Source organism: Oceanithermus profundus DSM 14977, assembly GCF_000183745.1.
GTDB classification, from domain to species: Bacteria; Deinococcota; Deinococci; order Deinococcales; family Marinithermaceae; genus Oceanithermus; species Oceanithermus profundus.
Window position 1 is genome coordinate 1,998,004 of sequence record NC_014761.1, and the last position, 26,205, is coordinate 2,024,208.

A 26,205-nucleotide genomic window follows, 5' to 3' on the forward strand; every position below is an offset into this window, starting at 1 on the left:
GCGTGGGCGAAAACCGCGCCGGAGAACTGCTGGGCCAGCTGCTGAAGCGCTACAAGCTCGAGGCCGGGCTGCGCCGCGGCCGGGTGCTGGCGCTCTGGCCCGAGATCGCCGGCGAGATGCTGGCGCGGCTGACCGAGCCGCTCAAGCTTGAGCGCGGCGAGCTCCTGGTGCGTGCCGAGAGCGCGGCCTTGGCGCACCAGCTCACCTACCAGCGCGAGGAGTTCGTCCGCCGCTACGCGGCCCGCCTTGGCGAGGGCACGGTGACGAACGTGCGCTTCGTGACCGGGCGGCCGAAGGCCCCCGAGGCCGCCGCCGCGCCGGCGCCGGCGCCGGAACCGGTGGCCCTGCCGCTCGAGCTGGCCCGCAAGCTGGAAGCCTGGACCCGCGCCGTCCCCGAGGAGCTGCAGGGTGCGGTGGAGCGCGCCGGCCGCGCGGTGCTGGCCGCGCAGCTGGAGCGGGAAGGCGACGTCTGCGCCGTCTGCGGCCGGGTCGGCGAGGCCACGCCCTGCCGCTTCTGCGCGGCGCTGCTGGAGGATCCGCTGGTGCGGCGGGCGGCCCGCCGGATCGAGCGCGAACCCGAGGCCGAGCCGCTCGAGGGCGACCTGCTCGCCGCCGCCCGCTGGCTGGCCGCCGAGCGCCTGCGCGGGCAGATCGAGGAACTCGCCCCCCAGGTGACCCGGGAGCCGCGGCTGCGGGCGCTCTTCCACGACCGCGTCCAGCGCTTCGCGCGGGTCCCGATCGCCGGCGCGACCCCCGAAGCGCGCCTCGAGCGCCTCTCCCCCGCCGCCCGTTCCCTGGCAAAGCCGCGTTAGTCCCGAGTATCCTGAAACCACGGGCCGCCGCGTGCGGCCAGGGGAGGACACCATGGGAAAAGGCGGTGACACCCGCATCCACGCTGGCAAGATCTGGCTCAACGGCGAGCTGGTGCCGCAGGAAGAGGCCAAGGTGAGCGTGCTGGCCCACGCCCTGCACTACGGCACCAGCGTCTTCGAGGGCATCCGCGCCTACGCGACCGACGAGGGTCCGGCGATCTTCCGACTAGAAGAACACGTCGAGCGCCTCTTCCACTCCGCGAAGATCCTGCGCCTCGAGATCCCTTACACCCCGGAGCAGATCGCGAGCGCGATCGTCGAGACCGTGCGCACCAACGGCTGGAAGTCGTGCTACATCCGCCCGCTCGCCTGGTTCGGCGCCACCTCGCTGGGCGTCAACCCGCTGCCGAACAACCCCGCCGACGTGATGATCGCCACCTGGGAGTGGGGCGCCTACCTGGGCGAGGAGGCCGTCCGCAAGGGCGCAAAGCTGGTCACCAGCTCCTGGCGCCGCTTCCCCGGCGACGTGATGCCCGGCAAGGCCAAGGCCGGCGGCAACTACGTCAACAGCGCCCTGGCCAAGATGGACGCGCTGGCCGCCGGAGCCGACGAGGCGCTCTTGCTCGACAAGGAGGGCTACGTCGCCGAGGGCTCGGGCGAGAACCTCTTCTTCGTCAAGAACGGCGTGATCCACGCGATCGAGCACTCGGTCAACCTGCCCGGCATCACCCGCGACTCGGTCATCGAGATCGCCGAGGACCTGGGCTTCACCGTCAAGGAGGCCTACCGCGTGACCCGCGAGATCCTCTTCACCGCCGATGAGGTCTTCATGACCGGCACCGCAGCCGAGGTGACCCCGGTCTCGATGATCGACCACCGCCCCATCGGCACGGGCAGCGCCGGGGAGATCACCATGCAGCTGCGCAAGGTCTACCTCGAGGCGGTCACCGGCCAGCGGTCCGAGTACCGCAAGTGGCTGACGTTCGTGAAGTAGCCAGAACCGTTAAAGCGCCCCCGGCCATGCGCCGGGGGCTTCTTTTTAGTCGCCCGCGTCCACCCGCACCCGCGAAGCCCGGCCCCACATCACGAAGATCCAGGCCACCAGCAAGAGCCCCGCGCTGAAGACGTACGGAGCGGTGTGGGCGACGTTCTGGTAGAGCCAGGTGCCGGCGAGCGGCCCCAGCATCCGGCCCAGCGCCTGGGCGCTCGAGTTGAGCCCCGCCACCGCCCCCTGGAGCCCTTCGCCCACCGAAAGGCTGAGGGCCGCCGTCACCGCCGGGGCCGCGAGCCCCTGCCCCAACCCCTGTAGCACCAGCGCCAGCGTGAGCCAGGAAAAGCCGGAAGCGAAGACGAAGATCAGGAAACCCACGGCGGCGATGGGGATGCCGCTTTTCAGCATCCCCATCGCCGGCCACTTGAACTTGCGGATCAAGAAGCCCTGCACGAAGACGGCCACCAGCCCGTAGATCACCAGCGCGATGCCCACGGCCCGCGCCGTGCCCTCGGGGGTCAGCCCCAAGCGGTCTTGGAAGTAGAAGGCCACCGTGGTCTCCATGGCCACCGAGCTCAGGCTAACGGCCAGGCCCACGACCAGCAGCGGCAGCACCCGCGGGTCGAGGAAGCTGAGCGAGGGGGGCTTGTGCAGGTGAACGTGCCGCGCGGGTTCGGGCAGCATGAACCAGACGAAGAGGGCGTTGAAGAGCGCCAGCGTGGCCGAGAAGTAGACGGGCACGAGCAGGCTGATCCCCGCCAGCGCCGCGCCGATGGCCGGCCCGAAGATCACCCCCAGGCCGAAGGCCGCGCCGATCACGGCCATGCCCGCGGTGCGGTCGGCCTTGCCGGTCACGTCGGCCACGTAGGCCTGGGCGGTGGGCAACGTGGCCGAGGAGAAGGTGCCGCCGAACAGACGCGCCGCGAGCATCAGACCGTAGATCAGGCCGGTGCCGAGCGCGCCCGCGAGCCCCAGCTGGGCCACGAAGGCGAAGGCGAAGAACGAAATCGAGAACCCCAGGATGCCCATGAGCAGGATGGGTTTGCGCCCCTTCACCTCGCTGAGCCGCCCCCAGTAGGGCGCGAGCAGGAACTGCATCAACGCGTAGGCGGTGGAGAAGGTCCCGACCTGAAACTCGCTGAGCCCCAGCTCGCGCGCCAGCGGCGCCACGATGGGAAACAGCACCGAGAGGCCGAGCATGCTGTTGAAGAGGGTGAGGAAGAGGAGCGCCATCGGGCTCATAGACGGCATTCTACGCTTGCTGATAACCTGTTTCAATAACGATCCTCACCCGGATTTCGCGGATACTGCGGGCGTACGAGGAGGTCCTTATGATCAGCAGCACGCTTTCGAACGCCCTCAACGAACAGATCGGGCACGAACTCAGCGCCCACAACCACTACCTGGCCATCGCGGTCTACTTTGCGAACCGCTCGCTCGACGGCTGGGCGGACTTCTTCTTCCGTCAGGCCGAGGAGGAGCGGGGCCACGCGATGAAGATCCTGCACTTCCTGCTCGACAACGACGTGGCCCCGCGCATCCCCGAGGCGGCGGAGGCCAAGCCGGCCTTCACCGACGCGGTGGAGGCGGTGGCCAGTGCGGTCAAGGCCGAGCGCACGGTCACCACCCAGTTCGAGGCGATGATGGCCATCGCCCACCAAGAAAACGACTACCGGGCGGTGCCGCTGCTCCAGTGGTTTTTGAACGAGCAGATCGAGGAGGAGGCCACGATGGGCAAGCTGCTCGACCTGGTGCAGAGCGGCATCAACCTCTTCCAGGCGCAGGACTACCTGCCCACGCCGCACGCCGGCGGCGAGGCCGGGGCCGAAGCGGGGGCGTGAGCGCGTCCGCGACCCTGGGCGGAGGCTGCTTCTGGTGCCTGGAGGCGGCCTTCCGCCCGCTTAAGGGGGTGGTCGACGTGGTGCCGGGCTACGCCGGCGGCCACGTCGAAAACCCCAGCTACGAACAGGTTTCGACCGGCACCACCGGCCACGCCGAGGTGGTGCGCGTCGAGTACGATCCGGACGCGATAACTTACGAGCAGCTGCTCGACGTCTTCTTCGCCGTGCACGACCCTACGACCAAGGACCGCCAGGGGGCCGACGTGGGGCCGCAGTACCGCTCGATCGTCCTGTACGAAGACGAGGCGCAAAAGGAGGTGGCCCTGCGCAAGATCCGGGCGCTCTCCGGCCTCTTCAAGCCCCGCATCGTCACCGAGGTGAAACCGCTCGAGCGCTTCTGGCCCGCGGAACCGGAGCACCACCGCTACTACGACAAGTACCCGCAGGACCCGTACTGCCAGGCCGTCATCGCCCCGAAGGTGCGCAAGGTGGTGCAGAGCTTCCGGCCGCTGCTGAAATAAGAACGCGCGCAAAACCGCGTTAGCGTCTAAGAAAAGAAGTGCTCCAGCCTAACCGCGGTCGAGCCAGCATCAGGATGGCGAGGTCGATTCGCGCTTATTAAGCACATGTCCTATTCAACGCATATTGTTGAGTCATACGGTCCCCGATCGGGAGAGGAAGGGCCATATTGGGTGCAAAATTGTGAGGGCAATCGCTGCAGGTGTGGGAAACTAAAACAATGGGCGCTGCCAATCCGCACGCATTTTTAGAAGTCTGGCTTTACCACGACGAGACCAAAGATGCTGATCTAAAGGAGGGGAAGCGACACGCCCACATAATCCTTGTTGTTCCTGAGAGGCTCACTCTCGAGTCGCCGCACGGCATGCAGACACTGTTCGAAGCTGATCCCGAGGTGACTACACCAAGAAGTGAGTTTCTGTTCAGGATCCAGGAGATACGAACGGACACACAATATAGTGGCGAGCTGCATGCTTCCAGTATGAGTGGAAAACAGTGGGGAAAGCGTGAATGCTGTGGGGCTCGAGTCCTTGATCTCGCATCAGAATTTCTCCGCCATAAGGGACCCAAAGGCGAGCTTCCCGCCCCCTTCTTCCGGTTTGGAGCGCTGTTCTTTCCACCCAAGACACCTAGTCTACGGACATTCTACTCAGGCGATGACCCCGAAAAAAAGATTCAATATTTCGAAACCCTCATGCGGATGGCTATCAAGGGAGTTCTCCATTATGGATATTCAGATCTTGAACAGGTGTATCCAAAAATCGAAGTAACAATACTTGGACTAATACTCGATGGTGATGAGCATTTAAAGCGGCCCATTGATCAAGACCGCGTGATTGAACGCCTTCGTGGGGAGCTTCGCCCGGGACTCGCGATTTCACCCGACTTTGAAATCCGCGCGGTTGACTCCGACCCTAAAACGCATACCCCTGGAACTCGAGATTACGACGACTGTGAACTTCTCCAAGTTGCCGACCTTCTCCTCGGAGCAGTTCGCTTTGTCGCTGACGGAAGCTATCACGGACTGTGCCCACCCGAAACGGCGGCGCCCAAGTTGTTCGCAAAACTTGGCTCCCGGGCTGAGAAGATGGCTTGGGTCTATCTCTCCATCTGCGAATTATTAAAGAAGAAAGCAGCTAGGCTCAGAAAAAGCCCCAAGGCCTGGAAGCACAGTGGGCACTATCGCAGTTTCACAATTAGTCGGGCAGAGCTGGATGGCGAAAAATGGCAGTTTTGGGAAGTCGAATGGGAATACGACGAAGGCTCGGGGCATTTATTGCCACTTTTTCCTGATCTTAGCTATTAAGTTAACTTAATTAAAATTATAATTTAGTTGCATTTTGTATTTCATACATATATTAGGGAGGGCTTTTAAACCCTCCCCTACCACTCCCGGGAGACTCAGCGGTGCCGCAGGTGGTACGACTTCACCCGCGTAAGCTGGTGGTAACCCAGCTCGGAGAGGGCGATGCCGCGACTGGGTCCTTGACCCCGGTCCAGGGGCCGGCATCGCCGGTTTCGTTTTCGCGATACGAAGCGGCTACTTCCGGGCGAAGATCCCGATCTCCCGCAACAACCCCAAGAGCGCTCGTCCCCCGGGGACGTCCGCGAACCCGGGCGGGACGAGCACCCCGCCCGTGGCGGCCAACCTGCGGTAGGCGGCCACCAGGGCGGCGATCCGCTCGCGCGAAAGTCGGTCGACCAGCGCCGGGTCGTACCAGTCCCCGGCTCGAGCCCGCAAGTCCTTGACGACGTAGCGCACCAGGCTTTCTTCGTCCGCGTCCTGCGCGATGGTGACGTGGTAAGCACGTTCGCCGGGTTTGGGTTGGAACGCCTTGCTGATCATCGCTTCGAGGCTGTCGGCGATGCGCAGGAGCCTGACCAAGAACCGGGTCGAAGACGCCTCGGCCGCAAGCCGGTCTTCCAGCGGCAGCGCCCCGGCGCTGCGCAGCGCGATCCCGTAGGGGTACCCACCGCTGGCCCAGTTCTCGTGGTGGAGCAGGTTCATGAACGCCAGCTGCACGCAGGTGACCTGCCCCTGCTCCTTTACGCACGGCGAAAAAAGCAGGGCTCCTACGAGGGGGTGCAGGCGGATGAACATCCACTCGATCTCGTCGAGCCGCCCTTTCTTCGTCAACACCTCCGGAGGAATGAGCAGCTTGCCGAGGTCGTGCAGTAGTCCTAAGGCGTAGACCCGGAGCGTCGAGGGCAGGATGAAGTCGGGGTACAGGGTCGCGAGCGCCGTAAGGATCATGCCCACCCGATGGCTGTGGCCGTGGAAGGTGTCGTCGGGGTCGTGCCTGCGGTAGAACGCGTGCGTCGTGCGGATGAGGCTTTCCAGCGAGGTAAACGAAAGCTGCCCCATCACGCCCCCGGCGATCTGGAGGCTGGTGTCCAGGAGCTCCTGCCGCAGGCTCTTCGCACCCCGGAGCGCGCGCAGGTGGGCTTGCTCTTCGATGGTCTCGAAGATCGAGGTCGTCTGCGGTCTGACGCTGTCCACCCGGCAGGACAAGGGGAGTTCGAAGTACGGCTCGTGCGCCGCGCCAGACCGGAAACGGTTCAGCAGCGTGACCCTGCGACGGTGCCACTTGGGAAGCAACTTCTGGAAAAGGGCGCCGGCGTCGCTGTCGATCAAGACCCCCTCGCTGGCCAGGGTTTCGTCCCGCTGCTTTTTCTGCGCCACCGAGCGGGCGAAACGAAGCAGGTTCCGCCTGACCACGGCGAAGCTGCGCAGCCATGAAGACTTGGGAAACCTCAGGCGTGCTCGGGGCGAGACGATGACGTCCCCCTCACCGACCGGCCTGGGAATGGCGCTGTAGGTCACCTGAAGGTCCGGGTACAACCCCCGCACAAACAGGCCGGTGAACAGGGCGTTTTCCCAGAGCACGAACTGGGCCACGTCGCGCGGGAACAGCGCGCTGATGGCGACCAGAGCCTCGGGGACGTGTTCGTACAGGTATTCGGTGAAGGTCTTCTCATTGCGCACCAGGGTCATCGCAAAGGCGTTGCCCGCTTCGTTCGAGAGTTTCTGCAGGCGCAACGCGAACGACGCGGGCGAGAGCAGGTAGTGCGCAGACAGCAGCGCCAGGCTGCTGCGCGTGATGGAGCGGGTAACGCTGTCGTTCCAGTATCCGGGGGCTTCTTCGGGCAGCAGGGCTTCCCCGAAGTAGGCCAGGAACTGGAAGGCCTGCAGCGACAGGAAGAACTTCTTGAGCTCGCCTTTCAGGATCAGCCGCTCGAGCTCCTCCTGTCCTTGCGCGGCAATGAAAAAGGGGTAAGCGGCCCGGTAGAAGGCCGCCCGCCGCTCGTGCGGCAGCGACTTGAACAGGCGGATCAGGTACAACGCGGCGACCTGCAGGGGTTCCTCGGGGGTGGGAAAGAGCGGCAGGTGCCGCAGCCGGGTCTGCTGCGCCAGCTCGCCGAGCTCGACGAGCAGGATCCGCGGGCGCTTGCGCGTTGCGGCTTCCGCCGCTACACGCTCGCGTACCTGATCGATCGTTAACTCCGTAGCCACCGCCCCTTTGCTAAACCTTCCCGCCGTTCTTGTCGTACATCACCCGTACTATCATGGGCCGCCGGGACCGCACAACGGGATATGACCCGAAACTTCGCTGCCATCACAGGAAACGGTTGTGAAGGAAACGTTCGGACCGTACCGGGCGGCTCCGCCGCGGCATCGGGCAAACTGCACGGGCAGCGACGGACGGCCGGGGGGCGCCCCCCGGCCGTCCGGAAACGCTGCGCCACCGGAGACCCCAATCGGTCGCCCGGGTCGGTCAGGGGGAGGTCCCCAAGGCGCCCAGCTGCCCCACGACCACGAAGACGTGGTCACCGTACCCCGCCGCCTCGAGCGCGTCCCCGAGCCCACCCGAGCTCTGCGACGACCAGCTGGACCCCGCGTCGCTCGAGGTGTGAATGCCGGTGTTGGGCTCGTTCGTGGTGACGACGAAGACGCCCACGTTGTCCCAGTCGTAGCCATAAGCCACCCCGGTGGCGTCGCCCGAAGTGCCGAGGTCGCCCAGGCTCCAGCTGGCGCCGTCCGTGGAGGTGAGCACGGTGCCGCCCGCGCCCACGGCCACGAAGGTGCCGTCGCCGTAGGCGATGCCGCTGAGGTCGGCGGTGGTGCCGGAGGCCTGCGCCGACCAGCTGAGTCCGTCCGTGGAGGTGAGCACGGTGCCGCCCGCGCCCACGGCCACGAAGGTGCCGTTGCCGTAAGTTATGGCGTACAGATCGCCGGAAACGCCGCTCGTTGCCGAGGACCAGCTGGCGCCGTCGTTGGACCACAAGACCGTGCCGCTGTCGCCCACGGCGACGAACCGCGTACCACTGTAAGCGACGTCGTTGAGGTTGGCGCTGCAATAGGCGTCCGGGTTGGCGCGTGTGGTCCAGCCGGTACCGTCGTAGGTCACGATCTCGCAAGCGCGGCCGACGGCCACGAAGGTTCCACCGCCGTAGCCAATCCCCAGGAGCGGGTTGCTGCTGATGTCCTCGGTCAGGGACCAGCTGGCGCCGTCGGTCGAGGTCGCGGCCACGCCGTAGCTCGACCCGTTCAAGCTCAGCTGCCCGCCGCCCACGGCCACGAAGAGGCCGCTACCGTTCACCTCGCCGTAGGCCACGCCCCACAGGTCGTAGTCGGTTCCGGGATCGCGCGGAACCCAGTACTCCGTCAGGCGGTAGACGGTCAGGTTGATCGCGAGGCGCCTTTCCAGCGAACCCCAGGTCGCGACCAGGTCGAGGCCATAGGTGCGGTCGTAGTCTACGTTCGCGTCGGTGCCGATCGTGATGGTGTGGGTACCGGCGCCGTCGCTGGCGGCGACCGAGGCGGGCGCGAGCGCGATGCCTGCAGGCGCCGCGCCCGAGGGGTCGAGCAGGGCGAGCGCCACCACGTCGTTGAGGCCGTAGGCGGTCAGCGTGAGCTGGCCGGAGGCGCTGCCCCCGCGAGCCTCGAAGTAGTTATCTTCGGAAAGCTCGACCAGGAAGCCCTTGACCTCCAGCGTAAACGGCACGGTGCGCGAGCGCGCCACGCCGCCGAGGTAGGCCCGGGCCTCCAGTTGCATGGCGAAGCTGCCCGGGCTCGCTGCATCCGCGGCCACCACGTTGACGGTCTGACTCACGCCGCCGCTCACGTCGAGCGCGGACGGATCCAGCGAAACGCCCGTGGGGCCGGTGGCGCCAACCTGGGGCGCGAGATAGAGGTTCACCGTGCCCGCAAAGCCGCCCGACGGCGTGACCGTGACCCCGAACCCGCTCCGGTCGTTCTGCCAGACGGCCAGGGACGAGGCGTCCAGCGCCAGGTCGAAGTCGCCCACCTTGAGGGTGAAGTCGGCGTAGTGCACGATGCTGCCCGAAACGGCCTTGAGGCGCAGCGGGTAGACGCCGGCGGCCACGCTGGCGTCGGCGGCGACGCTGAGCGTCACCGAGGTGGTGGATGAGACGCTCACGCTGCTCGGGCTGAGCGTTAGGCCCGCAGGGGCGGCCGAGCCGTCCTGCGCCTCCAGGCTGAGGCTCACCGTACCGTCGAAGCCGCCGCCGGGGGTAAGGGTGAGGCCGAGGTCGCCCGAGCCTTCCGTCCAGAAGGCGAGCTCGGAAGCGCCCAGCGCAACATCGAAGCCGCGGACGTTCAGGCCGAACGCGGCGGCGCGCGCCGTGCCCCCGGCGCGGCCGATCACCATCAGGGCATAGCTCCCGGGCGGCGTGGACGCGTCCGCGGTAACGGTCAGGTTGACGTTGACGTAGCCCGAGGAGAGGTCGACGCTCACCGGCGAGAGGGTGAGGCCCGGTGGAAGGGGCGATCCGTCCTGGGTGGCGAGCTCGAGCGCCACCGGGCCGGGGAAGGTGCTGTAGGTGTCGGGCTGGCTCACCTGCACGGTCAAGGTCGTCGTGGCGCTGCCCCCCTGGTCCGCGGCCAACGAGGGGGTGGTGGTGCCAAAGGAGAGGCTGAAGTCCTGCACCGAAAGCGAGAGGTTCGCGGTCTGGGTCGTGCCGCCGCCGCTGCCCACGACCTGCAGGTGGTAGCGGTCCACCAGCACGCCCTCGTCCACCCGCAGGGTCAGGGTCTGGCTCACCGCGCCTCCAGAGAGGTCTACGCTCGTCGGCTCGAGCGTCATCCCCGATGGCGCGGCGCCGTTCGACGAATCCACCAGCGAAAGCTGCACCACCCCCGCGAAACCGTTGTGGGGGACGGCGTCGAGCCGCACCGTGGTCGAGCCGCCCGCCACCACGTCGGCGATCGTGGGATCGAGGCTCAGGGTGAAGTCGGGGGGCACGGGAACGGTCAGGCTAAAGCCGGCGTACTGGGTGGTGTTGCTCGAGGAGGCTCGGACGCGCAACGCGTAGGTGCCCGGCGCCATCGTGTCGGCCACGGCCAGGTCGAGCGCGACGTAGTTGGTGTCGCCGGAGTTGGCGGCCATGCTGACGACGGTGGGGTCGAGGGCGAGGCCCGCGGGTGCGGCCGAACCGTCGGCCAACTCGAGCGCAAAGCCGATGTCCCCGTTGAAGTCGGCCTGGAAGGTGAGCTCCAGATAGAGCGTGCCCGAGGACCCCACCTCGACGGTGAGGGCGTCGGGACTCACGCTGGTGGTGAACTCCGGCGGCGGCTGTACCGTGAGCGTGAACGCCACGCTGCGCTCAAAGCTGCCCAGGGTCCCCTTGAGGAGCAGGTCGTAGCTGCCCGTGGCCACGCCCGCGTCCACCGAGAGCGAGAGCGCGTAGGGGCCGCCCGGAACGGCCACGGAGCTCGGTTGCAGCGCCAGGCCCGTAGGGGCGGGGCCGCCGTCCGCGCTCGCGAGCGCCAGCGCCAGGTCGCCGCTCACCCCCACGGCGTTCACGAGCAGCGTCGCCGTCGCGGTCCCTCCTTGTGGGGCGTAGAGCTCGGTGCTCGTCAGCGCCAGCTCGAGCCCGCTGACCGTCACGGCGAGGTCGGCGTAGTGGGTCACGCCGTCCCCCGTCACCTTGAGCCGCAAAGGGTAGGTGCCCGGCCCGACGTCGCCGGCCACCTGGATCGAGAGGGGCTGCTGCACGATCCCGCTCACGTATAGCGACGCAGGCACCAGCGTGAAGCCGGCCGCGGGCGCGTCGCTTGCGTCGACGAGGGAAAGGGTCAGGGTGCCCGCGAAGCCGCCCGAAGGCGTGACCGTGAGCGCAGTACCTACCGATCCGCCGGGATCGGCCGCGAGATCGACCGCGCTGAGGGCGAGCTCGAAGTCCGGGGTGGCGTCGGTGACCGCCAGGGTAAACGTGGCCCGGCCCATGAGCGAGCCCGAAGCGCCCACCAGGGCGAGGTCGTAGCTACCGGGGGCCACCGAGTCGTCTACGGCGAGCGTCAGGGTGTAGGGCCCGCCGGGCACCTGCACCCGGGCCGGGCTCACGGTCGCTCCGGCCAGGCCCTCGAGCGCCAGGCTCACCTCGCCCGAGAACCCTCCTTCGCTCCCCACGTCGAGCCGCACCGTGGTCGAGCCGCCCGCGGCCACGGTAACGGAGGTGGGCTCGAGCGACAGGCTAAAGCCGCCGGCGCCGCCGGCGGGCTGGGAACAGGCCGCGAGCAACCCCATGACCCCGAGGACGAACGCGGCGAACCGAACGCGGTAGCGAAGGTGTGTCAGCATGCTGGCCTCCTGCCTGAAGTTGCTGCTGGAGGATGGTACCTCTTGTTTACAATCGCATTTTGTATTCGGTAGCAATGTCCCGCACGGAACCGCGGCGTGAACGCCACGAAGAACGGGGGCGCGAACCGCGCCCCCGCAGGATCCGCGACGCCGCTAGCGGTGCCGCAAGTGGTACGACTTCACCCGCGTCAGCTGGTGGTAACCCAGCTCGGAGAGGGTGATGCCGCGGCCGGTGTCCTTGACGCCGGTCCAGGCCAGCGCCGGGTCGAGGTAGTCGGCCCGGTTCATGAAGACCGTGCCGGTCTCGATCTGCGCCCCCAGCGTTTCGGCCCGCTCCAGGTCGCGCGTCCACAGCGAGGCGGTGAGGCCATACTTGCTGTCGTTCATCAGCGCCAGGGCCTCTTCGTCGCTGCGAACCTTCATGATGCCCACCACGGGGCCGAAGGTCTCCTCGGTCATGACGCTCATCCGGTGGTTGACGTCCACCAGCACCTGCGGCGCCAGGTAGGGGGTGCCCTCCCTGGCCTGAGGAAAAAGCGCCGGGTCGATGAGCGCCTTGGCCCCCTTGCTGACGGCCTCGGCGATCTGCTCGCGCACCCAGTCGGCCGCGGAGGTGCGCACCAGCGGCCCCAGGGTGGTCTCGGGGTCGGTGGGGTCGCCCAGCTTGTACTGCTTCACCAGCTCGACGTAGCGTTCGACGAACGCGTCGTAGACCTTCTCGTGGACGTAGATGCGCTCTATGGCGCAGCACGACTGGCCGGCGTTGAAGAAGGCGCCGTCCACGGTGTTCTCCACGGTGAAGTCGAGGTCGGCGTCCTCCATGACGTAGGCCGGGTCCTTGCCCCCGAGCTCTAGCCCCGTGCCGATGAAGCGGTCCGAGGCCGCCTTGACCACCGCGTGCCCGCCCGGCACCGAGCCGGTGAAGGCCACGAAGTCGATGCGCTCGTCACCGATCATCCGCTCCACCGCCTTGTGCCCGGTGTGCAGGTACTGGAAGACCCCTTCGGGCAGCCCCGCAGCGTCAAAGGCCTCCTGGTAGCGCTCGGCCACGAGCGGCGTCTGGGTGGACATCTTGAGGATGACCGTGTTCCCCGCCACCAGCGCCGGCACCACGCTGTTGACCGAGGTGAGCCAGGGGTAGTTCCACGGCGCCAGCACCAGCACCGTGCCCAGCGGCTCGCGCCGGATGAAGCGGGTGAAGCCCTCCATCGGCTCCGGCACCAGGTCGGCCAGGGCCCGCGGGGCGATGCGGATCATGTAGTCGGCGCGCTCCTTGAAGCCGCGGGTGATCTCGAAGGGGGTGTGGGCGATGGGGCGGCCCATCTGCCAGGTGAGCTCCTCGGCGAGCACGTCCGCGCGCTCCACCAAATAGTCCACGGCGCGCTGCACCAGCTCCTGGCGTTCTTCCAGCGGGCGGGCGCGCCAGCCTGTGCGGGCCCGCGCCGCCCGCTCGAGCGTCGCCTCGATCTCGGCGTCCGTCGCCACCTCGCGCTCGACGTAGACCGAACCGTCCACTGGACTGACGACCTTGAACTTGGGCATGGTCCGCTCCTATTCCGGCGTGACGTAGGCGGCGGTGATGCCGCCGTCCACGCGCAGGTCGGCGCCGGTCATGTAGCTCGACTCGTCGGAGGCCAGGAAGAGCGCGGCCTTGGCCATCTCGCTGGCCTCGCCGAAGCGACCCATGGGGATGTGCACCAGCCGCCGCTGCTTCTTCTCCTCGGTGTCGAGGAACTTCATCAGCAGCTCGGTGCGCAGGGGGCCGGGGCTGAGGGCGTTCACGCGGATGTTCTCGCGCGCGTGGATGACCGCCAGCTCGCGGGTCATCGAGAGGACCGCGCCCTTGCTGGCGGTGTAGGCGATCTGCGGCGTCGCCGCGCCCAGCGTGGCCACGAAGGAGGCGGTGTTGATCACCGAGCCGCCGCCGGCGCGCCGGAGCGCCGGGATGCCGTACTTGCAGCCCAGGAAGACGCCCTTGGCGTTGATGTCGAGCGTCAGGTCCCAGACGTCCTCGGGCGTGCTGATGGCGTCGCCGTCCGAGGAGATCATCACCCCGGCGTTGTTGAAGAGCACGTTCAGCTTGCCGAAGGCCTTCTCGGTCTCGGCCACCATGCGCTCGGCGTCGGCGGCCTTGGAGACGTCGGCCTTGATGAAGACGGCCTTGCCGCCCTGGCGTAAGATCTCGTCCACCACGGCCTGGCCGGACTCTTCGTTGACGTCCACCACGGCCACGGCCGCGCCTTCGCGGGCAAACAGCAGCGCCGACTCGCGCCCGATGCCGCTGCCCGCGCCGGTGATGAGGGCCACCTTGTCCTTAAGTCGCATACGTACCTCCACGCCTCAGGCTACACCGCGGCGCGGGCGAAGAATATCCTAGGGGCTTCTCGGCGCGGGGCGTCAGATGCGCTCGAAGTAGCGCTTGCGGTCCCAGTCGGTCACCGCTTGCTCGTAGGCCTTCCACTCGGTGCGGAAGAAGTGGAGGTAGTGGCGGTGCACCTCCTCCCCCAGCACCCGCCGGGCGAGCTCGCTGGCCTCGAACAGGTCGGCCGCCTCGCGCAGGCTGTAGGGCACCCGCGGCAGCTCGGCCGCGGCGTAGACGTCGCCCTCGAAGATAGGCGGCGGCTCGAGCTTCTCCTTGATGCCCGCCAGGCCGCTGGCCAGCATGGCGGTGTAGGCCAGGTAGGGGTTGACGTCGGCGCCGGGGATGCGGTTTTCCACCCGCAGCGAGCCGCCCGCGCCCACCACCCGGAAACCGGCGGTGCGGTTGTCGTAGCTCCAGGCCAGGCGCGTGGGCGCCCAGGAGGCGTCCTCGTAGCGCTTGTAGCTGTTGACCGTGGGGGCGTAGAAGACCATCCAGTCGGGGGCGTAGCGGATCAGGCCCCCGAGGAAGTGCAAGAAGGTCTCGGACACCTGGGCGCGGCCGATGGAACGCTCGCCGGCGAAGGCGTTCTGCCCCCCGGTCCAGAGGCTCATGTGCACGTGGGAGCTCGAGCCCGCCTGACCGCCCGCGGGCTTGGCCATGAAGGTGACGCTCATCTCCTGCTGGTCGGCGATCTCCTTGAGCGCCTCCTTCATTAGGACGTGGCGGTCGGCCATCTCCAGGGCTTCGGTGTAGCGCAGGTTGAGCTCGTGCTGCCCCCGCCCCCACTCACCCTTGGTGCTCTCGACGGGGATGCCCGCGTCCCGCAGGTCGCGCCGGGCGGCGAAGTGGAAGGTCTCGGTGCGCGAGCCCTGGAAGACGTGGTAATCCTCCAGGTACCAGCCCGCGGGCCGGAGGGCGGCGAAGCCGCGTTCGGCGAACTCGCGGTAGGGGGTCTCGTAGAGGTAGTACTCGAGCTCGGAAGCGGCCATGACCGCGAACCCCGCCTCGGCGGCGCGCGCGAGCTGCGCCTTCAGCAGGTTGCGCGGGGCCACGGGCACGGGCTCGTGGGTCTCGGTGCTCACCACGTCGGCGAGGACGATCGCGCTGTTCGAGGTCCAGTGCCAGGGGGCGGGGCGCAGCGTGTCGAGGTCGGGCACCAGGTGCACGTCGCCGTAGCCGCGCTCCCAGTTGGCGAAGGCGTAACCCGGCACCGGGTTCATCTCCATGTCCACGGTGAGCAGGTAGTCGCAGGCGTGGGTGCCCGTGCGGGCGGCCGCCTCGAGGAAGAACTCGGCGTCGAAGCGCTTGCCCATCAAGCGCCCGTAGAGGTCGGGGAAGGCGACGACGACGGTGTCGATCTCACCCTCGGCCACCAGACCGGCCAGGGCGTCGAGCGTGAGTTTGCCGCGTGGGTGGGGCATCTTGGCTCCTTTGGGTCAGTATACCGTCCGTCGACGGCCGCCACCGCACCACGGAACCGCTAGCCCTGGAAATGGTTTAAAATAAGCCGAACGGCAGCGGCGATGTGCGCAGCCCGTCGGCCCCGCGCCTCCGTAGGGGAGCGGGTGACGGGCGGGGAGGTGACATGGAACCAGCCCAGGCGGTGGTGGCCGACGGTGTCTCGAAGAACTTCAACGGGAAACACGCGCTGAAGGGTGTTTCGCTCGAAGTCCAGCGGGGTCAGGTGGTGGGGCTGCTGGGCCCCAACGGAGCAGGCAAGACAACCCTGATCAAGATCGTGCTGGGGCTCCTGCTCGCCGACACCGGTCGGGTCTTCCTGCGTACGGCCGAAGGCGAGGCGCGCGTCGCAGCCGGACGCATCGGCGTGGTCATGGAGGGCAACCGAAATTTTTACGCCAACATCCCCGCGATGACCAATGCCGTCTATTTTGCCGCTACGAGGGGCGTCGCGCCGCGGATGGCCGCCGGGCGCTTCCGCCGCTGGGCGGCGCGGTTCGGACTGGACGAGGAGGTGTTGCAGCGGCCGCTGGCCACCTTCTCCCGCGGCATGCAGCAAAAGGCGGCGTTGGCGATCAGCCTGTTGCACGATCCCGACTTCGTCATCCTCGACGAGCCCACCCTGGGGCTCGACCCGGGTAGCCGGCTCGAGCTAGAAAAGATCGTTCGAGACCTAGTGGACGCGGGCAAGGGATTGTTGATTGCCTCCCACGACCTGGGGTTCATCCAGCGCACGGCAGACCGCGTGGTCTTCATTCGCGAAGGTAGGGTAGTGCTCGACGACGCCACCGCACGGATCCTCCGCCGCTACGAGAAACCCTGGTACTTGGTGCGCACCGCCAAAGAGGTTGGGGACCTGCCCCCGGCGTGGCAAGGCGCAAGCCGCTGGCGGCGGAGGGACGCGCACACCCTAATCTTCACCGGCGACTGGGAAGAGCTCCGGCGCGATCTCTGCGCCGCCTCCGAACTTGAGGTGACGGCCCTGGAAAAGGAATCCGCCTCGCTGGAAGACGTCTTCATGGAAATTCAAGGGGAGGGCCACGATGTGGACGCTTCTTAAAGCCGAAATGATCCTCAGCTTCGCCCAATTCCGGCGCTACTTCCTCAACAGCCTCCTCAGCCTCGGGATCATGGTGCTGTTCTTCTACGGCCTGTTTTACGGTATCGCCCTCTTCGTTCGCGCCCCGCTCGAGGGCAACAGCCTCTCCAGCCTGGTACTGGGGTTCGTGGTCTGGACCTTCACCCTGGGCATCCTCCACGGAATCGCCCAAGAAATCCAGACCGAGGCCACCCGCGGCACCCTGGAACAGCTGGCGCTGGGGCGCTACCGGCTGGAGACGCTCTTCGTGGTCCGCAGCGCGTTCACCGTGGTCGTCTCGCTGCTGATGGCCCTGATCATCGTGGTCGCGCTTCAGACGGTGACCGGCGTCCGCCTGCACTTCAATCTCGGCGGCCTGCCGACACTTTTGATCCTGGCGTTGGGCGTCGTGGGGATGTCGCTGGCGCTGGGAGCGCTGGCGCTCTACTTCAAGGACGTTTCGATGCTGTTTACCATCATCCAATTTGGCTTCCTGCCCTTCATCCTGGCCGCGAAGGACGCCTTCGCCGGCCAGGCGCTGCTGCCCCTGGCCCCGGCGCTGCACCTGGTCTTTCGCTCCTTCGTGGGCGGTGAGCCGATCACGACCGCCATGGCAACCGCAGCGCTAATCAACTCCCTCGCGCTCTTCCTCGTCGGCCTCGGTCTTTTCCGCTGGGTCTACGGGGTGGTGCGCCGCAAAGGCAATCTGAGCATGTATTGAGGGGAAAATCTAGCCCTCTTTGAGCGCCAGCTGGCCGCAGGCCGCGCCCACGTCCACGCCGCGGCTCCAGCGGACGGTTACGGGCACGCCCTCGCGCTCGAGCACCGCGGCGAAGCGCTGAATCCGCTTCTTGCCGCTGCCCGCCACCGGCGCGCCCTCCCAAGGGTTGAAGGGAATCAGGTTGACGTGGGCCACCAGCCCCTTCAGGATCCGGGCCAGCTCGCGGGCCTGCTCCTCGCGGTCGTTGACGTCCCGCAGCATGGTGTACTCGATCGTCACCCGGCGTTTGGTGCGGTCGAAGTAGGCCCGCACCGCCTCCATGATCTCGGCGATCGAGTAGCGGTGGGCGGTGGGGATGATCCTCCGGCGGGTCTCGTCGTCGGGGGCGTGCAGGCTTAGGGCCAGCTTGACGCCCAGGTCGCCTTCGGCCAAGCGGCGGATGCCTCCGGGAATGCCGACGGTCGAGAGGGTGATGCGGCGCGGGCTCATCGCCAGGGCGTTCTTGTCGAGCATCCGCCGCACCGCCCAGGCGATGTTCTCGTAGTTGAGCAGCGGCTCGCCCATGCCCATGAGCACCACGTTGCGGATCTCGCGCGGGCCCAGGCCCTGGTGGTAGGCGACGGCCAGGATCTGGTCGAGGATCTCGGGGCCCGTCAGGTTGCGGCCGAAGCCCATCTTGCCGGTGGCGCAGAAGGTGCAGCCGGCGGGGCAGCCGACCTGGCTGGAGATGCAGACCGTCTTGCGGTCGGCGTACGGCAGGTAGACGGCCTCGGTGCGGCGGCCGTCGTGGAGGGTGAAGAGGTACTTGACCGAGCCGTCGCTCGAGGGGAACGCCTGCACCAGGGCGAACTCGCTGATGCGCCAGTCCTGCTCCAGCGCCTCGCGCAGGCGGCGGGGCAGGTCGGTCATCTCTTCGAACTCGCGCGCGCCCTTCTTGTAGAGCCAGCTGGCGATCTGGCCCTTGCGGTAGCCCTTGCCGGGCAGCTCGTCCGGCGGTGCGGGCAGCAGGATGGGCTTGCGGTCGTCGCCCGCCACCAACGCTTCCGGGGCCTGTACGGGCACGTAGCAGGCCCCGCCCTCGCCGGCGGCGGGGGTGTGGAACTCGAAGGATGGCTTCTTCATGGTCGTGGGGGCCTCGCCCCGTCCGCTGAGTTTACCCCGGGGGCCGCGGGGCTGGAAGGCCGTGCCGCCGCGCTAGTGCGGGACCGTTTTGGAGAACAGGAAGAGTACGGCCACGCCCAGGACGATCAGCCCCATCCCCGCCACCGCGGCCAGGTCGGGCACCTGGCCGTAGAGCCACCAGCCCGCGAGGGTGATGAGGACGATGCCCACGCCCGACCAGACCGCGTAGGTGACGCCCAGGGGAATCGTCTTGAGGGTCAGGCTCATGAAGTAGAAGGCGGCCCCGTACCCCAGGGCCACGGCCAGACTGGGCCACGGCCGGGTGAAGCCCTCGGCGGCCTTGAGGGCGCTGGTGCCGATCACCTCGGCCAGGATCGCCAGGGTCAGGTAGAGGTAGGCCATGGCGTGAGAAGGGGTCAGTCGCCGGCGGGCTCGCCCGCCAGCTCTTCCATCAGGTACTCGAGGCGCATCCGCGCGTTGTCTTGCGAACCGTAGATGCTGCGCAAGAGCTCGCCGCCCGGAGCGAAGACGAGCCAGTGGGGCGTGCCCTCCACCCCCCAGCTCCGGGCCAGCTCGCCCGTGAGGTCGAGCGCCACCGGGAAGGGCAGTTTGGCGTAGTCGCGCGCGAAGTACTCGAGCTGAGGCACGACCTCGTCGCGCTCGAAGCGCTTGTGCCCGTAGGCGGTGTGCACCGTCAGGACCTGCAGCCGGTCGCCGTACTCGCGGACGAGCTGCTTAAGGAAAGGGATACCGCGGGCGATGCAGCCCGGGCACTCGAGGTTGAAGAACATCACGATGCCGGGCTTCTCCCACTGCTCGGGTGGCGGCACCGGGTCCATCCAGACGAAGTCGGTCGGCCAGTCTCCCATACCAAACGGACAGTCTAGCACACGCGCCCATCCCCCACTTTGGGGTGCCGCCAACGGCCGCGGCGGCCTAGGCTGAGGGCATGAAACGGATCCTGCTCTTCCTGGGCCTCAGCCTGACGCTCGCCGCGTGCAGCCTGGCGCCGATCACGATCGACCTGCTGCCCACCCTCCAGCAAAACGGCGCCGACGCCGGCACCCAGACGGTCACGGCCGCGGGGGACCTGGACCTGATGCTCCCCGACGCGGGCGGCTACGGGGTGAGCGGCTACGAGGTGCCCTCGCTGCGCCCGAACCAGGTCAAGCTCGAGTACGCCCTGGTCCTCGAACAGGACGGCGGCTTGAGCGGCGGCGCGGAGCTGCGCTTCTACCTCGCCCCCGCCGGCGCCGACCTCTGGAACGCCTCGGAGCAGGTCGGCGACCCGATCGCGGTGGACCTCGGCCAGACCTCCACCACCCTCTCCGGCAGCCTGGAGCTCAGCCCCCAGCAGATCGACACGCTGATGTCGGGTACGCTCACGGTGGGCGCCCGCATCGTCGGCACGGCCAACGGAACGGCCACGGTGGGCTACCGTTTCGATCGGCTCGTCCTAAAGGTGGCCTTCTTCTAACCTCCAGCGGACGGGAATCCCGGGGCGGCCTTCGGGCCGCCCCTTCGCGCGCTAGAGTGGGGTATGCGCACCTGGTGGCTGGGGCTCCTCCTGGGGGGTCTGGCGCTCGCCCAGCCCGCCCAGCTGGGGCCGCGCCCCTTCTACCTGCTCGACCGGCTGGCCGCGGGTCCGCTCCAGGAGCGGCTGGCCGCCTGCGCCGCCCGCACGGAGGCCTACCCGCGCTCGCCCCTGGCCGTCGGCCACCGGGGCGCGGCGCTCTTCTTCCCCGAGCACACCCGCGAGGGCTACCTGGCGGCGGTGCGCCAGGGGGCGGGCTTCGTGGAGTGCGACACGGTGCCGACCCGTGACGGCGCGCTCGTCTGCCGCCACTCGGATCGTGACCTCGCCGAGACCACCAACGTCCTCTCCACGCCCCTGGCCGCCAAGTGCCGCCGCGGCTTCCGACCGGGGCAGGGGCCCGACTGCCGCACCACCGACCTGACCCTGGCCGAGTTCCTGAGCCTGGAGGGCTGGCCCGAAGGCCGCAACGAAGACGCCCGCAGACCCGAGGACTACTACCGCGCCGCGGCCGCCTGGCGCACCCTGGCCTACGCCCCGGGCACGGTGATGAGCCACCGCGGCTACATCAAGCTCTTGCTGCCCACCGGGGTGAACTTCATCCCCGAACTCAAGAAGGCCGAGCGGCCGCCGGGGCTGAGCCTGGAGGCCTACCGGCGGCGGATCGTGGACGACTACCGCGAACTCGGCGTGCCGCCCGAGCGGGTCTTCCTGCAGAGCTTCGACCTGGCCGACATCCGCTACTGGCGCCGCTACGCCCCCGCGTACGCCAGGAACGCCGTCTGGCTCGACGGCCGCTACAAGGAACGGGGCTTCGACCCGGCGCACCCCGAGCGGCTCGAGCCGACGATGGAGGAGCTGGCGAAAGAGGGCCTGCGCTACCTGAGCCCGCCGCTGTGGGTGCTACTGACGCTGGACGCCGGCGGCGGGATCGTTCCCTCGGCCTACGCGCGCGCGGCGCGCGAAGCGGGGCTCGAGCTCGTCCCCTGGACGCTCGAGCGCTCGGGGCCGCTCGCGTCCGGCGGCGGCTGGTACTACCAGAGCGTGCGGCCGGCGATCCGCTCGGACGGCGACGTCTACCGCGTGCTCGACGTGCTGGTGAACGAGATTGGCGTCCGCGCGATCTTCTCCGACTGGCCGGCCACGGTGGCCTTCTTCGACGCCTGCGGGCGCAGGTGACGCCTCACCCGCGGCGCGGCGCGGTTGCGTAGACTACGGTTTACACGGAGGTAGGCGTTGCGACGTTGGCTTTGGCTGCTGCTGGCGCTCGGGCTGTTCGTGGCCTGTTCCGCCCCCCCGACGGGGCTGCGCGTCAGCCCCGCGGAAGCGACGCTCGAGCCCGGGGAGGAGCTCGTCCTCACCGCCGCCGGCGTAGACGCCGACGACCTGGTCTGGACCGCCGAACACGGCACCCTGATCCCCGAAGGGGCGCAGGCCCGCTACCGCGCCCCCGACTACGCGGTGGACGACCGGATCGAGGTCGTGCGCGGCTCCAACCCGCGCGAACGCGTGGAGGTGCTGGTGCGCGTACGCGGCTCGGGCGTCCTCGCCCCGCGCATCCGCGTCCGCAGCGACCTCGCCCTCGTCTTCACGCGCCCCGGAGAGACGCGCGAGCTCGCGGTGGTGGTCTACGACGCCGCCGGCCGGCCCGACCCCGAGGCCGAGGTCCGCTTCGGCAGCGACGACCCCACGCGGGTGGCCGTGGAGGCGACGGGGCCGCAGACCGCGCGCGTGCGCGCGCTCGCGGCCGATCCGGGCACCGTGCGGCTATGGATTCGCACGCAGGAGGCTGAAACCTACGCCTGGGCGGTGACGGCCGAACTGCGCCCCGAAACGGCGCGGCTCGAGGACGCCTGGATCCTGGGCGCGACCTGGGACGCGGACGCCCTCGCCTGGACCGGGCTCGTCCTTGAGCGGACCCCGGAGACCGAGGCCCTGCGCCCGGGCCAGGTCGTCTTCAGCGGCGACCGCGCCGGCGTCTGGGGGCGGGTCGAAGCGGTCCACGCCGAGGGGGCGCGGCTGGCGCTGGACCTGGGCCCCGCGGGGCTGAGCGACGTCTTCTGGAACCTCGACTACCGGGCGGAGCTGCCCCCCTACCCGGTGACGCTGGCGGCTTCCTCCGGGGAGGGGGCGCAGCTGGCCCGGGGCGCCGACGGCGGGGAGCGCCTGGCCGCGGCCGCGGCCTGCCCGGGGCTGGAGCGCGGCGCGGGCGCCGACGGGCGGATCGAGGCGCGCGCCTCCCTGGAGCTGCGCGTCGTCGACGGCGCCCTCGAGGCCGCGCGCTGGGACCTGGACCTCGCGGGCGAGCTCGAGGACGCGGGGTTCACCCTGGACACCGCGGCCGCCGCGACGGGCTGCACCCTGGTGCGGCTGGAGACCCGGCTGCCCCCGCTCTCGTGGCTGCTCTTCTCGCTCCGTCTGGGCGCCGAGCTCGACGCCCGCAGCGCCCTGGACCCCGACCCCGCGCCCGCGCGCCTGGTCTGGCCCGGCGGGCGCGTCCGCTTCCGCGCCGCGCGCACCTGGGACGCCGCCGCCGCGACCTCGGGCGGCCCGCAGGCCGCCGCCCCCGGGCCGCAAGCCGAACCGGGGATCGGGTTCGCCGAACCCGGCCGCCTGCGGCTGCGCCTCGAGCGGCGGCTGCGGCTCACCGGCGAGGTGCGGGCCCAGGGCACGCCGCTCGGCGAGGGGACGCTGGCCGCGCAGGAGGAGGCCCTCCTGCTCACGGCCGCGCTCGAAGGGCCGCTCGACCCCGCCGACCCCGACTACCGCGGCCCCGACTGGGAGCTCGCCTGGACCCCCGGGGCCGCCGGTGGCCCCGGCGGCCTGGCGGCCCTGCTCTCCTCGGTGGCCGGGCTGCGCCCGCCCGCGTCCGGCGGCTCCGGAACCGCGCCGTTGCGGCTGGCCGGGCCGCCGCGGGTCTGGGGGCACCTCGACACCGGCGGGGTGCGGCGGCTCGACCTGGGCGAGGCCGCCGCCGAACCCGCGGCCCGCTTCAGCTTCGAGGCCGACCCTCCCGAGGCCGGCCGGGTGGAGGTCTGGCTGCGGGGCGGCGCCTGCGCGAACGCCGCCGACTGCTTTTCAGGACCGCTCCAGCGCGTCGCCGCGACCGACGAACCCGACGGGCCGCTCGTCTGGCGGCCCGAAAAGGACGACCGCGGGGTGTACGAGGTCTTCTTCCGCTACCGCCTGGGGGCGGTGGGGGCGCGGCATCCCTACGCGGGGCGGCCGCCGGACCCGTGGCTCCTGGTGCAGAGCCCCGACCTCCAGGGCCTGCCGCTCGCGCTCGAGCTGCGCGGCGCGCCCGGCGGGGCGGCCGTGGGGGTGTTGCGCTACCGCAACGCCGCCCTCGGCGGCGTCTTCCCGGACGGAACGCCGGTCGAGCTCACCAGCACCCTGCGGGTCTGGACGCCCCGCGAAGGGGCGGTCCGGGCGCAGCCGCGCAAGCTGGCCCTCGCCGCCGGGCTTTGGGGTTACCAGCGGCTCACCGCCGACTGCCCGGAGACCGCCGGCCGCTTCGCCACCGCACTGCCCCTCTACACCAACGATCCGGATCTGCCCGCCGTCGTCGTGCCCGTCGACGTCGTCTGCGAGCCGGGGCCGCGGGCCGTTCCCTGGCTCGAGGCCGACCGCAACGGGGGGGCGGCTTCGCTGGCCGTCACCTTCCGGCTGGGCGTGCGGGCGCCCCCCGGCGCCCGCACCGCCTGCGCGCTGGACTTCGGCGACGGCAGCCCGCCGCGCACCTGGCCGCGCGGCTGCCCCGCGCAGCTGGCCGTCCGGCACGTCTACGAGCGGCCCGGCCTCTACCGCGCGGTCCTCTGGGCGACCGACGCCGGCGGAGGCGAGGACCTGGCCGCGGTCGAGCTGCGCGTCGACTGAGCCTCAGACCCGCAGGTGCACCACGGTGACGCCGTGGCCGCCCTCGTTGGGCATGGCGTCGTGGAAGCGCTCGACGCGGCGGTCGTGGCGCAGGAAGTTCTGGATCTCGCGGCGCAGCACCCCGGTGCCCTTGCCGTGCAGGATGCGCACCGGGGAGTTGCCAGTGGCGACGGCCTCGGCGAGGAAGTCGTGGACGGCCTCGAGCGCCTCGGCGGCGGTGAGGCCGCGCACGTTGAGCTCGGTCTCGAACCCCGACTCCACGACCACCGCCTGCTTGGGCCGGGGCGCCCCCTCGCCGCGGGGGCGCAGCTCCGCGGTGGGCACGCGGATCTTGACCTGGCCGATCTGCACCAGCGTCTCCTCGCCCTCGACGCGCACCACCCGCCCCTTCTGGCGGTAGCTGGGCACCTCGACGAGCATCCCCGGCTCCAGCCCCGGCAGCGGGTTCGCCCCCGCCGCGGTGCGCGGCTTGGTGCGCTCCCGAATCGCCATCACCTCGCGCAAGGCGTCGCGCTTGCCCGACCCGCCCTTGCGCGCCTTCGCCCGCAGCTCGCGGATCTGGCGGTGGGCCTCCTCGAGCATGCGGTCCACTTCGGCGCGGGCCGCCTCCAGCAGCGCCTCGCGCTCGCGGTCGATCCGCTCGAGCCGCGCCTGCAGTTCGCCCCGCACGGCCTCGGCCTCGCGCCGCGCCCGCTCGGCCGCGGCCAAGCGCGTTTCGAGCTCGGCCTGCTGCCGCTCCAGGCGCTCGAGCAGCTCCTCGACGCGCGCCCCGCCCTCGCCCAGGAAACGCTCGGCGGCGCGCAGCACCTCCTCGTCGAGGCCCAGGCGGCGGGCGACGGCCAGCGCGTAGCTGCGCCCCGGCAGGCCCACCTGCAGCCGGTAGGTGGGGCGGAACTCTTCGAGCACGAACCCCATGCTGGCGTTCTCGAGCCCCGCGGCCCGGCCCGCGAGCGCCTTGAGCGGCGTCAAGTGGGTGGTCACGATGCCCCGCGCGCCCTTGTCGAGCAGCCGCAGGATCACCGCCTGGGCGAGCGCGGCGCCCTCCTCGGGGTCGGTGCCCGACCCCAGCTCGTCGACGAGCACCAGGGCGTCGGGGGCCGCGGAATCGAGGATGCGGTCGAGCTTCTTCAGGTGCGCGGCGAAGGTGGAGAGCCCGCCCTCCAGGCTCTGCTCGTCGCCGATGTCGACCTCGAGCCGGCGCACCCAGCCCAGCTCGGCCGCCTCGGCGGCCACGAACAGCCCCGCCTGGTGCATGAGCACCGCCAGCCCCAGGGTCTTGAGGAGCACCGTCTTGCCCCCCATGTTGGGGCCGGTGACGAGGAGGATGCGGGTGCGTTCCGACAGGTGAAGGTCGTTGGGCACCGGGTCGTCGAGCAGCGGGTGGCGCGCCCCCACGAGGTGGTAGCGGCCGACCGGCCCGTCCTGCGCCGGCGTCAGCTCCCAATCCTCGGCCAGCAGCGCGGCGGCGCGGACGGCGTCCAGCCAGGCCAGCGCGTCCAGCGTGGCCTCGAGCTCGGCGTCGCCGGCGAGGAGGCCCGCCAGCTCGGCCAGCACCTTGAGGACCTCGGCCTCCTCCTCCAGGCGCAGCTGCGCGAGTTCGTTGTTCAGCGGCACCACCGAGGCGGGCTCCATGAAGACGGTCGCCCCGGTGTCGGACTGGGCCAGCACGATCCCCCCGATCTGGCGCTGCTGCTGTGCGCGCACGGGGATGACGTAGCGGTCGCGGCGCAGCGTCACGTAGCGTTCCTGCACGGCCTCGGGGTGGGCGTCCATCACCGCCTCGAGGCGGCGGATGATGCGCTCGCGCAGGGGGTTCAGGCTGCGGCGGATGCGCTTCAGCTTGGGGGTGGCGTCGTCCTTCACCTCGCCGGCCTCGTCGAGCGACTCGGCCACGCGCCGGCGGAAGAGGGCGTGCTCGCCGATGCGGGCGGCGACGCGCGCCAGCTCGCCCTCGCCGGCGGCCAGGATCTCGCGCTTGAGCTCGGCGGCGCGCTCCAGCGTGGCCGCCGCCTCCACCAGCTCGGCCCCCTCGGGCCGTTCGCCGCGGCGGATGCGCGCGAGCAGCGGCCGCGGATCGAAGACCCCGCCCAGGCGGTAGCCCAGGGCGGCCGCCTCCTGCGTGGCCCGGCGGAAGCGCGCGGCCTCCTCGGGCGTGGGCAGCGGCCCCCAGGCGCGCACCCGGTCCTCCCCCAGGCGCGTGGAGACCCGCTCCGCGAGCGCCCGGCGGATGCGTTCGAAGTCGAGGGTCTGCAGCGTATCGTCCGTCACGGCGTTACCATCCTTAACT

The 26,205-nt window shown here is 69.6% G+C and carries 20 protein-coding genes; 10 read left to right on the plus strand and 10 right to left on the minus strand.

All coding sequences use genetic code 11. The features are described 5' to 3' along the window. Window positions 1-2: 2 nt before the first annotated feature. Together OCEPR_RS09935 and OCEPR_RS09940 are read left to right on the plus strand one after the other, a co-directional pair. On the plus strand, window positions 3-812 hold the full coding sequence (locus tag OCEPR_RS09935) for a DciA family protein (RefSeq protein WP_013458587.1): 810 nt from the start codon (window positions 3-5) through the stop codon (window positions 810-812). 52 nt (window positions 813-864) lie between these two features. Continuing rightward, window positions 865-1,806, plus strand: coding sequence for a branched-chain amino acid transaminase (locus tag OCEPR_RS09940; RefSeq protein ID WP_013458588.1), 942 nt, complete (start codon window positions 865-867; stop codon window positions 1,804-1,806). A 45-nt stretch (window positions 1,807-1,851) separates the two neighbouring features. Here OCEPR_RS09940 and OCEPR_RS09945 read toward each other — a convergent pair whose 3' ends face one another. Further along, a complete protein-coding gene (locus OCEPR_RS09945; RefSeq protein ID WP_041554211.1) occupies window positions 1,852-3,045 on the minus strand; it encodes an MFS transporter in 1,194 nt (397 codons plus the stop codon). A gap of 89 nt (window positions 3,046-3,134) precedes the next feature. Between OCEPR_RS09945 and OCEPR_RS12875 the strand changes: the two genes are divergently transcribed. The 3 genes from OCEPR_RS12875 (at window position 3,135) to OCEPR_RS12885 (ending at window position 5,469) form a co-directional block, all read left to right on the plus strand. Then, window positions 3,135-3,644, plus strand: coding sequence for a ferritin (locus tag OCEPR_RS12875; protein ID WP_013458590.1), 510 nt, complete (start codon window positions 3,135-3,137; stop codon window positions 3,642-3,644). Further along, on the plus strand, window positions 3,641-4,165 hold the full coding sequence (gene msrA / locus OCEPR_RS12880; RefSeq protein ID WP_013458591.1) for a peptide-methionine (S)-S-oxide reductase MsrA: 525 nt from the start codon (window positions 3,641-3,643) through the stop codon (window positions 4,163-4,165). The genes OCEPR_RS12875 and msrA overlap by 4 nt, the downstream gene beginning before the upstream one ends. Window positions 4,166-4,365: 200 nt before the next feature. Continuing rightward, on the plus strand, window positions 4,366-5,469 hold the full coding sequence (locus OCEPR_RS12885) for a hypothetical protein (protein WP_222829116.1): 1,104 nt from the start codon (window positions 4,366-4,368) through the stop codon (window positions 5,467-5,469). Between the two features lie 234 nt (window positions 5,470-5,703). Here OCEPR_RS12885 and OCEPR_RS09960 read toward each other — a convergent pair whose 3' ends face one another. The 5 genes from OCEPR_RS09960 to OCEPR_RS09980 form a co-directional block, all read right to left on the minus strand. Then, a complete protein-coding gene (locus tag OCEPR_RS09960) occupies window positions 5,704-7,677 on the minus strand; it encodes an HD-GYP domain-containing protein (RefSeq protein ID WP_013458593.1) in 1,974 nt (657 codons plus the stop codon). Between the two features lie 262 nt (window positions 7,678-7,939). After that, a complete protein-coding gene (locus OCEPR_RS12350; protein ID WP_013458594.1) occupies window positions 7,940-11,767 on the minus strand; it encodes a hypothetical protein in 3,828 nt (1,275 codons plus the stop codon). Window positions 11,768-11,920: 153 nt separating this feature from the next. After that, on the minus strand, window positions 11,921-13,309 hold the full coding sequence (locus OCEPR_RS09970) for an aldehyde dehydrogenase family protein (protein ID WP_013458595.1): 1,389 nt from the start codon (window positions 13,307-13,309) through the stop codon (window positions 11,921-11,923). A gap of 9 nt (window positions 13,310-13,318) precedes the next feature. Beyond that, window positions 13,319-14,092 carry a glucose 1-dehydrogenase gene (locus OCEPR_RS09975; RefSeq protein ID WP_013458596.1) on the minus strand — a complete coding sequence of 258 codons (774 nt, stop codon included), beginning with the start codon at window positions 14,090-14,092 and terminating at the stop codon, window positions 13,319-13,321. Window positions 14,093-14,164: 72 nt separating this feature from the next. After that, window positions 14,165-15,550 (minus strand): glutamine synthetase family protein, encoded by a 1,386-nt coding sequence (locus OCEPR_RS09980; RefSeq protein WP_013458597.1) that lies wholly within the window; start codon window positions 15,548-15,550, stop codon window positions 14,165-14,167. Between the two features lie 164 nt (window positions 15,551-15,714). Here OCEPR_RS09980 and OCEPR_RS09985 point away from each other — a divergent pair, with 164 nt between their 5' ends. Further along, complete coding sequence (locus tag OCEPR_RS09985) at window positions 15,715-16,647, plus strand: ABC transporter ATP-binding protein (protein WP_013458598.1); 933 nt, start codon at window positions 15,715-15,717, stop codon at window positions 16,645-16,647. Continuing rightward, window positions 16,631-17,386: an ABC transporter permease gene (locus OCEPR_RS09990; protein ID WP_013458599.1), complete on the plus strand. Its 756-nt coding sequence runs from the start codon at window positions 16,631-16,633 to the stop codon at window positions 17,384-17,386. Before OCEPR_RS09985 ends, OCEPR_RS09990 begins: the two co-directional genes overlap by 17 nt. Before the next feature lie 9 nt (window positions 17,387-17,395). Here OCEPR_RS09990 and rlmN read toward each other — a convergent pair whose 3' ends face one another. From rlmN to OCEPR_RS10005, 3 genes are all read right to left on the minus strand, one after another. Beyond that, window positions 17,396-18,508, minus strand: coding sequence for a dual-specificity RNA methyltransferase RlmN (gene rlmN / locus OCEPR_RS09995; protein WP_013458600.1), 1,113 nt, complete (start codon window positions 18,506-18,508; stop codon window positions 17,396-17,398). A 72-nt stretch (window positions 18,509-18,580) separates the two neighbouring features. Beyond that, window positions 18,581-18,910, minus strand: a complete 330-nt coding sequence (locus tag OCEPR_RS10000; RefSeq protein WP_013458601.1) for a DMT family transporter — start codon at window positions 18,908-18,910, stop codon at window positions 18,581-18,583. A gap of 14 nt (window positions 18,911-18,924) precedes the next feature. Next, window positions 18,925-19,377, minus strand: coding sequence for a TlpA family protein disulfide reductase (locus OCEPR_RS10005; RefSeq protein WP_013458602.1), 453 nt, complete (start codon window positions 19,375-19,377; stop codon window positions 18,925-18,927). 80 nt (window positions 19,378-19,457) lie between these two features. Here OCEPR_RS10005 and OCEPR_RS10010 point away from each other — a divergent pair, with 80 nt between their 5' ends. The 3 genes from OCEPR_RS10010 to OCEPR_RS10020 all read left to right on the plus strand — a co-directional run bounded on the left by OCEPR_RS10010 (window position 19,458) and on the right by OCEPR_RS10020 (window position 23,918). Next, entirely contained in the window at window positions 19,458-19,985 is a 528-nt protein-coding gene (locus tag OCEPR_RS10010) for a lipoprotein (RefSeq protein ID WP_013458603.1), read from the plus strand. A gap of 63 nt (window positions 19,986-20,048) precedes the next feature. Continuing rightward, window positions 20,049-21,221 (plus strand): glycerophosphodiester phosphodiesterase family protein, encoded by a 1,173-nt coding sequence (locus tag OCEPR_RS10015; protein ID WP_013458604.1) that lies wholly within the window; start codon window positions 20,049-20,051, stop codon window positions 21,219-21,221. Window positions 21,222-21,278: 57 nt separating this feature from the next. Next, window positions 21,279-23,918 (plus strand): PKD domain-containing protein, encoded by a 2,640-nt coding sequence (locus OCEPR_RS10020; protein ID WP_013458605.1) that lies wholly within the window; start codon window positions 21,279-21,281, stop codon window positions 23,916-23,918. A gap of 3 nt (window positions 23,919-23,921) precedes the next feature. Here the strand turns inward: OCEPR_RS10020 and OCEPR_RS10025 are convergent, their stop codons facing one another. Next, window positions 23,922-26,186 (minus strand): endonuclease MutS2, encoded by a 2,265-nt coding sequence (locus OCEPR_RS10025; protein WP_013458606.1) that lies wholly within the window; start codon window positions 26,184-26,186, stop codon window positions 23,922-23,924. Window positions 26,187-26,205: the final 19 nt, after the last annotated feature.

Bases quoted from the DNA above. Each gene is read 5' to 3' on its own strand.
- OCEPR_RS09940 (WP_013458588.1), top strand. From the start codon at position 865: ATGGGAAAAGGCGGTGACACCCGCATCCACGCTGGCAAGATCTGGCTC.
- OCEPR_RS09945 (WP_041554211.1), bottom strand. From the start codon at position 3,045: ATGAGCCCGATGGCGCTCCTCTTCCTCACCCTCTTCAACAGCATGCTC.
- OCEPR_RS12875 (WP_013458590.1), top strand. From the start codon at position 3,135: ATGATCAGCAGCACGCTTTCGAACGCCCTCAACGAACAGATCGGGCAC.
- OCEPR_RS12350 (WP_013458594.1), bottom strand. From the start codon at position 11,767: ATGCTGACACACCTTCGCTACCGCGTTCGGTTCGCCGCGTTCGTCCTC.
- OCEPR_RS09970 (WP_013458595.1), bottom strand. From the start codon at position 13,309: ATGCCCAAGTTCAAGGTCGTCAGTCCAGTGGACGGTTCGGTCTACGTC.
- OCEPR_RS09975 (WP_013458596.1), bottom strand. From the start codon at position 14,092: ATGCGACTTAAGGACAAGGTGGCCCTCATCACCGGCGCGGGCAGCGGC.
- OCEPR_RS09980 (WP_013458597.1), bottom strand. From the start codon at position 15,550: ATGCCCCACCCACGCGGCAAACTCACGCTCGACGCCCTGGCCGGTCTG.
- OCEPR_RS09985 (WP_013458598.1), top strand. From the start codon at position 15,715: ATGGAACCAGCCCAGGCGGTGGTGGCCGACGGTGTCTCGAAGAACTTC.
- OCEPR_RS09990 (WP_013458599.1), top strand. From the start codon at position 16,631: ATGTGGACGCTTCTTAAAGCCGAAATGATCCTCAGCTTCGCCCAATTC.
- rlmN (WP_013458600.1), bottom strand. From the start codon at position 18,508: ATGAAGAAGCCATCCTTCGAGTTCCACACCCCCGCCGCCGGCGAGGGC.
- OCEPR_RS10000 (WP_013458601.1), bottom strand. From the start codon at position 18,910: ATGGCCTACCTCTACCTGACCCTGGCGATCCTGGCCGAGGTGATCGGC.
- OCEPR_RS10005 (WP_013458602.1), bottom strand. From the start codon at position 19,377: ATGGGAGACTGGCCGACCGACTTCGTCTGGATGGACCCGGTGCCGCCA.
- OCEPR_RS10010 (WP_013458603.1), top strand. From the start codon at position 19,458: ATGAAACGGATCCTGCTCTTCCTGGGCCTCAGCCTGACGCTCGCCGCG.
- OCEPR_RS10015 (WP_013458604.1), top strand. From the start codon at position 20,049: ATGCGCACCTGGTGGCTGGGGCTCCTCCTGGGGGGTCTGGCGCTCGCC.